At 58.0% G+C, this 6,564-nt stretch carries 3 protein-coding genes and 1 pseudogene; 1 reads left to right on the top strand and 3 read right to left on the bottom strand.

Annotated features, from left to right (window positions below):
• The coding region (locus Q0C48_RS03320; RefSeq protein WP_291521525.1) for an HDOD domain-containing protein at positions 1-1,730 on the bottom strand (1,730 nt) is incomplete at its 3' end.
• A 180-nt stretch (positions 1,731-1,910) separates the two neighbouring features.
• Positions 1,911-2,336, bottom strand: a complete 426-nt coding sequence (queF, locus tag Q0C48_RS03315; protein ID WP_291521523.1) for a preQ(1) synthase — start codon at positions 2,334-2,336, stop codon at positions 1,911-1,913.
• 61 nt (positions 2,337-2,397) lie between these two features.
• Here queF and smc point away from each other — a divergent pair, with 61 nt between their 5' ends.
• Entirely contained in the window at positions 2,398-5,850 is a 3,453-nt protein-coding gene (gene smc / locus Q0C48_RS03310) for a chromosome segregation protein SMC (RefSeq protein WP_291521521.1), read from the top strand.
• Between the two features lie 126 nt (positions 5,851-5,976).
• Here the strand turns inward: smc and Q0C48_RS03305 are convergent.
• Positions 5,977-6,504, bottom strand: a pseudogene (locus Q0C48_RS03305) (HD domain-containing phosphohydrolase); the annotation flags it as partial.
• Positions 6,505-6,564 lie beyond the last annotated feature (60 nt).

Here is a 6,564-nt window from a genome sequence, read left to right as displayed (position 1 = left end):
GCCTGATCCGCAGCACGCAGCAATGCCTCTGGACTGTCCATGTCCGGTTGCATCTCCGCTACCCCCGCGCTGAGCGTGATGAGCGGGAAATCGCCTTGCATCTGAGCAATCTCCTGGCATAGTCGTTCAGCGTACAAGGAAGCTTTCAACTCATCAGTTTGCGGGCAAAGAATGAGAAATTCTTCGCCGCCCACACGGGCGATCAGATCACCGCTCCGAGAATTTTTCAGGAGCAGGCCGCCTAATGCTTGTAATACACGATCACCCACATCATGGCCGTGCTCATCATTCACCTGTTTGAAATAATCAATGTCCAGCATAATACAGCTTAACGGGTGTTGGTGGCGTATGGCATGTCGCCAGTTTTCGCTGAGAAACTCCTGGGCACCCCGCCGGTTAGCCAGTCCAGTGAGCACGTCTTTGCTCGCAAGGGCTAGTAGGGAGTGATTTTGGTGCGTGAGATCTGTGCAGGAATTTTCCAGTCGTGCCATAAAAGCGACCATTTGTGCAGCAATAGCCAGCTTGGCAACAAGCATATTGCCAGAAGGTGGCTTGCTGATAATGTCATTGGCACCAGCTTCTATGGCCTCAGCGGTACAATCACCATGGTGTGTGTCGGCAAGAACCAGCAGGTATACGCGGGGCCCAAATTCTCTTCGCCATCTCACGCAGAGTTCGGCACCCGTTATTCCTGACATATCCCAGTCTAGAATAACAATGCACGGTGCCTTTTGATATAGCAGAATAATCGCATCATCGGCACTGTCAGCGCGGATGACGTCGTACCCTTCAGGTTTCAGTGTTTGCTGCAACAAATCCAGGTCTCTGGTCTGATTGGCCACCAGTAATATAGGTCCGGGAACGGAAGGCTGAGGATTTAGTCGACCGGTGGTCAGTGTTTCGCGTAAAGCTTCCAGCTTTTGGACTAAGTCGGGAGAGACGGTTTGATCAAAAATATCAGCTATTTCCTCCCATTCGGCAATAATTTCACTGATCATTCTTTCAAATTGCGTGTCTGTAAACCACCAGCTTCTTGCTGCACTTTGAAGCAGCGTGATGGATTGGGCGGGAGCACCTGTGAGCACCCAACTGGCAATATTCCGGCCGTCCTCAATGATGGCCCGCAGAGTACGCAAACGGTCTGTGCGCTCTGCGCTACTCGTTGCATCCGCAATATTTCGCTGGGATTCCAATGCCAACACGACATTTTCCGGGATGCGCCAGTGGCGCAGCAGGGCGGCGCTGAGCTGGCGGTGGTCAAATCCAAAGTGTGCCTTTTCCTGATCCAACAACGCGGCAGTAGGCAGATTCTGGGATGCCAGCGCCGCAGTCTCGGCCGGAGCGGAACAGGCCATGAATAGGCTGCCGATTTCGCAGAGCAGGCCGACCGTAAACACATCTGCAGCAGGCCATTCGTCAGTACGGGCAGCCAATGCGTGCATGGCGATAGCGCGCAGCAGACTGCCTGCCCAGAATCCGCGCAAATCAAAATTGGGCGGTGTAGAAAATGTTTTGGTGGCCAGTGTGAGCCCGAGTGCGATCGGTACTACCATCTTAAAACCGATGCGCATGAGTGCTTCTTCAATGCCCATGATGCGCCGATATTTGCCATATATGGCTGAGTTGGCAATTTTAATGATTTTGGCCGTAAGAATAGGATCGACGCGTATCAGCTTTGCGGCATCGGCAATTCCGGCATTATCTTGCTGTAAAAGCTCTGTGAGCGCCAAAGTGCTCCGCGATGGTGAAGGATATCCACCTTTATCAAGCCGTTGTAGTAGTGCCTCAATCTGCATGGAATGATGCTTCCGCAAATTCGTAGAGTCTATCATAACGAACTGTGGTACCAATAAACAAGGAAGTTTATAGCGGTGGAAGGAGTCAACAAGCGGGCGCCTGTCCGCGGCTTGTTAGTAGCCCGGCTGGTGTTGTGCCCAGCGCACGGTTGGCAACTGACTGAGGAGGTCCGGATTTTGCCAGTCCGGTTGGCGATGTTCGATGAGCACATCGGTGGTGATGCCGCCGCGCACATACCAGCGTCCCAGCAGGCGCAGATAGCGTGGGTTGATCAGATTGATCAGATCGTCGGCGATGCGGTTGGTCATGGCCTCGTGAAAGGCGCCCGCGTCGCGAAAGCTCCAGAGGTACAGCTTGAGGGACTTCAGCTCGATGTTATGCTGACCCGGAATGAAATCCAGCATAAAGTGCGCAAAGTCGGGTTGCCCGGTCAGGGGGCAGAGGCAGGTGAATTCGGGCAGATCCATGTGTACCACATAGTCGCGCTCAGGGTGGGGATTAGGAAAACGCTCTAACGCTTTGCTCGGTTGACTGGGCATCTGGAACTCCTCATCATCTGTGCTTCACCAATTCGGCACACTATAGCAAAAACCTCCCCTCATGCGCCTCTCGGCCATCATCCTCCAGGGCTTTAAATCCTTCCGCGAAAGCACGCGCATCCAGTTCGACGCCAATCCGGTGGTAATCGTCGGGCCCAATGGTTGCGGCAAATCCAACACGGTTGACGCCCTGCGCTGGGTGCTCGGTGAATCCTCAGCGCGCCAACTGCGTGGCGGCACCCTGAGCGATGTCATTTCCAATGGCGGTGGCAGTCGACCGGCCGCGTCGGCGGCGACGGTCGAATTGCGCTTTGATAACAGCGATAGGGCGGCTCCCGGCGCTTTCGCTGAGGTGGCTGAAATCAGCGTCAAGCGCAGTCTGGACCGCAGGGGCGACGGCCATTACCGGATTAACGGTGCCCGCTGTCGGCGGCGCGACGTGGGCGACCTGTTTCTCGGCACCGGGCTCGGCGGCAATGCCTACGCCATCGTTGAGCAGGGGACCATCGGGCGGGTTATCGAAGCGCGCCCGGACGATCTGCGCGCCATTCTCGAAGAAGCGGGCGGCATCAGTCGTTACAAGGAGCGCCGCCGGGAGACCACACAACGTATTGCCGAAACGCGGGAGCATCTCCAGCGTTTGCATGATATTCACGGCGAGATGGATGGTCAGTGGCAGCGCTTGCAACGGCAGGCCCAGGCGGCGCAAAAGCTGCGCACCCTACGGGTGGAGGAGCGTCAATGGCAGTGGTGGAGTATGGCTCTTCGCGTGGATGTTCTCGAAACGGAGCGCCAACAGACCTTGGCTCGGCGCGCAGCGCTGCAAGCCACCTATCAGCAGGAAGAGCAGCATCTTGTTGCCGCATCCCAGGCCCTGGATCAACTGCGTGTGGAAGAACGTCGAGGCCAGGACGCCATCGCCGCCGCCCAAGGCGAACTGTATGCGGTGCAGGCCCGGCAAAGCGATGTGGAACATCGGCTTCGGGAACAACAGGCAGCGATCCAACGCTGCCTGAGTGGATTGAGTCAACAGCGGGCACAGCAGCAAAAAATCCAGTCTGAACAAGCACACCAGGCGGAGACTGAAAGCCAGCGGCAGCAGCGTTTGCAGACGTTAACCGTAAGCCAGCATGCACTGACCGGAGAGGAGGAGCGCGCCCGGCGCGGACGGCAGGAAGCGGAGCGCGAGCTCGAAAAACAGGATCATGAACGTCAGCAACAGCAGCAAGCTTTGGCGGAACTGCGCCGCAAAAGGGACGTGACGACGGCGCAAATCCGTGAGTTGGAGCCGCGCCTGAAGGATGTTGAACGGCGCTTGCAACAGCAGTCCGCGGAAATACCCTCGGAGCGCCCCGCTTTGGAAGCGCTGGAAGCGCACTGCCAATCCGGGGAAATGTCGTTAAAAGAGGCCGCAACGGCACTTCAGGAGCAACGCGATGCGTTGGAAACGGCCCAGGTCCAGGCCGCGGCTTTGCGTGAACCGCGCGACAACGCGCAGGCCAGGGTGCAGGAGTACGGGGCCCGGCAAAAGGCGCTGGAGAGTCTGCTGCAAAGGCTGCAAAAACCGGCTGTGAAAAGTGACATGGCAAGCGCCCGACTGGTGGACCAGATACGGGTACTGCCCGGCTGGGAACGCGCGGTGGAGGCGGCGTTGCGTGGTCGTCTGCACGCCTCGGTGATGGAAGGCGGCAGTACGGTCACTCAGGGCAGCATATTGTGGAAGAGCGCGGCGTTACCACCTGATCTGCCGCCGGATGCGTTGGTGCAGGCGTTGGAAGGGCCCGCGACCCTGAGCCGAGGACTGAGTGATTGGCTGTGGGGACTGCGCATGGCTCCGGATTTGGCCTTTGCCCTCAGTCAGCGTCAGCAATTGCAGGCGGGGGAGGCCTGGATTACGCCACAGGGTATATTGGTGCATTGCGCGGGGATGGAATATCCCGAACATGAAGATGGCGCCAGTCTGCTGCAATGTCGCCGCGAGCTGGTGGAAAATAGCGAGCGTTTTTGTCAGGCACAGGCCGAGGCCGCTGCCACACATGCTGCATTGACGGCTGCCGAACAACGGGCGCGGGCCATACAGGAGCAGATGCGAACGGCCGATAGCCGCTGGCAAATCTTGAGTCGGCAAAGTGCCCAGGAGCGGGAGTCCCTCGCCCGTCTGCGCAGCCGGGTGGAGGCGGAAGACCGACAACGGGCAGAACGCGTCGCTGAGTCCCGGCGACTCAGCGACGAACGGACAGCGTTGGAGACCCGCCTGCAAGGACTGCACCAGAATTTTGCTAACGATGAAAGCGGCTGGCGAGATTTGGAGCAGGTGGTACAAAACGCGCAGCGGGCAACCGATGGGCTGCGGCGTCGGGTAGGGGAGTTGCGCGCAGCTTATGGTCGCTTGCGGGACGAACGCCAAGCACTGGAGGTCCAGCAACAGCGCTTGCAGGCTGAGTCAGAGGCCGCCGTTGCTCGTGCCGTAGACCTGCAACAGCAAGGGGATCAGCTTGCCATGACGGCGGCTCTGGGAGTTGAGGAACTTGCCCGCGTGCAAGCGGGGCTGCCGGAAATGGAGGCGGCACGGGAGGCCGTAGCGCGTTTGCGGGCTGAGCGTAATACCCAACTGTTGACCCTGCAGACGGCGGCACAGACCGCAGAGCAGCAGATCCGCCAACAAGAAATCCAGCGCCACCGTCTGGAGGAACAGTTGCGCGTCCTGCAAAAGTCCGGGGCCACCACCGATCAGCAACTGGCGGGCCTGCAGGCGCGACTGGAAGAATACCAGCAACGCGCCGCAGTGCTTGCGCAGGATTTGGGTGAAGACCCCGGACCCTGCCCAGATGTGACCCGCTGTGAAGAAAACATTGCCCGGATCGGCGCGGCCATCGTCCGTCTCGGCAATGTGAATCTCGCCGCCGAAGAAGAGTTGCTGGAGTTGGAAGGGCGCCGCGGCAACCTGCTTACGCAGGTCGAAGACGTGGAAGCGGCCCTGCGCAGCCTGGAAGAGGCGATGGCAGCCATGGATCAGGAGACGACGACGCGCTTTCGGGATACCCTCGACAAGGTCAACCAGGCCTTACAGGAACTTTTCGCTATCCTCTTTGGTGGTGGGCAGGCGCAACTAAGCCTGGTGGGCGAAGACCTGCTGGATGCGGGACTGGTCCTGCGTGCGCAACCGCCGGGCAAACGCAACGCCAGTCTGCAGCAACTCTCCGGCGGCGAAAAGGCACTCACCGCCATTGCGTTGGTATTTGCCTTGTTCCGCCTGAATCCCGCCCCCTTTTGCGTGCTGGATGAAGTAGATGCACCGCTGGATGATGCCAATGTCGGGCGTTTCTGCCATCTGGTGCAGGAAATGGCGGCACAGACCCAGTTTTTGATTGTGACCCATCGCAGTCTGACCATGCAGGTCGCCGAGCAACTGGTGGGCGTCACCATGACCGAGCCGGGCATCTCCCGCGTTGTGCGGGTAGAGGTGGCGGACACCTTGGCCCAGGCGGCGCTCCGCGAAGAGGCGGCGCCTTAAAGCCCATTTGCTATTCCGGTCCACAGGTCGGTTTGGCGATGGCTGCACATCTGCCGGTGGCAGAGCTTCATCTGCTGAAGACGGGATCACATACGCTTTATCCATAATCATCCGGAGTCGGCACCCTCAGCATGGGTGTAGGGGTTCCTTGAGCGTTGCTGCTTGGCGATGTCGCAGAGGGCAGTTTTCGATCATTTTTGAAAAGGCTTCGAAAAGTTCTGGATCGCTGTATATTCCGGACTCAGCGTTCATGATTGTCATCGTTTCTTCGTGAGATTTACCCTGGTGGTATGCTCTAGTTTCAGTCATAGCCGCGTAGCAATCAGCGATTAGAATGATTCTGGCAAATAGGGGTATTTCATTGCCTTTCATTTCATCAGGATAGCCAGATCCATCGTAGCGTTCATGATGGTGTCGCACGGCTTCGACGATAGGCTGAATTGGCCCTGACAAAGGCAGGAATGATTGTGCTGCGATGATGCGCTCTCCACAGAGGGTATGGGTTTTTATGAGTTCCCATTCATGAGCGTCTAACCGACCCGATTTCATCAAGATGGAATCGGGAATGCCAATCTTCCCCACGTCATGCACGAATCCAGCCTCCCGCAGCGGCGACAAGTCACCCTTTGAAAGGTGAATGGCACAACCCAATGCCTCTGCTAGTGTAGTGTTGCATTCTGTTTACTGCTTAAATGGCCGTTAGCGCGGATGACC

It is taken from the genome of Acidithiobacillus sp., assembly GCF_023255755.1.
Classification (GTDB): domain Bacteria; phylum Pseudomonadota; class Gammaproteobacteria; order Acidithiobacillales; family Acidithiobacillaceae; genus Acidithiobacillus.
The sequence above is the reverse complement of the archived record's forward strand: the minus strand, read 5'-3'. Positions and strand labels throughout refer to the sequence as shown.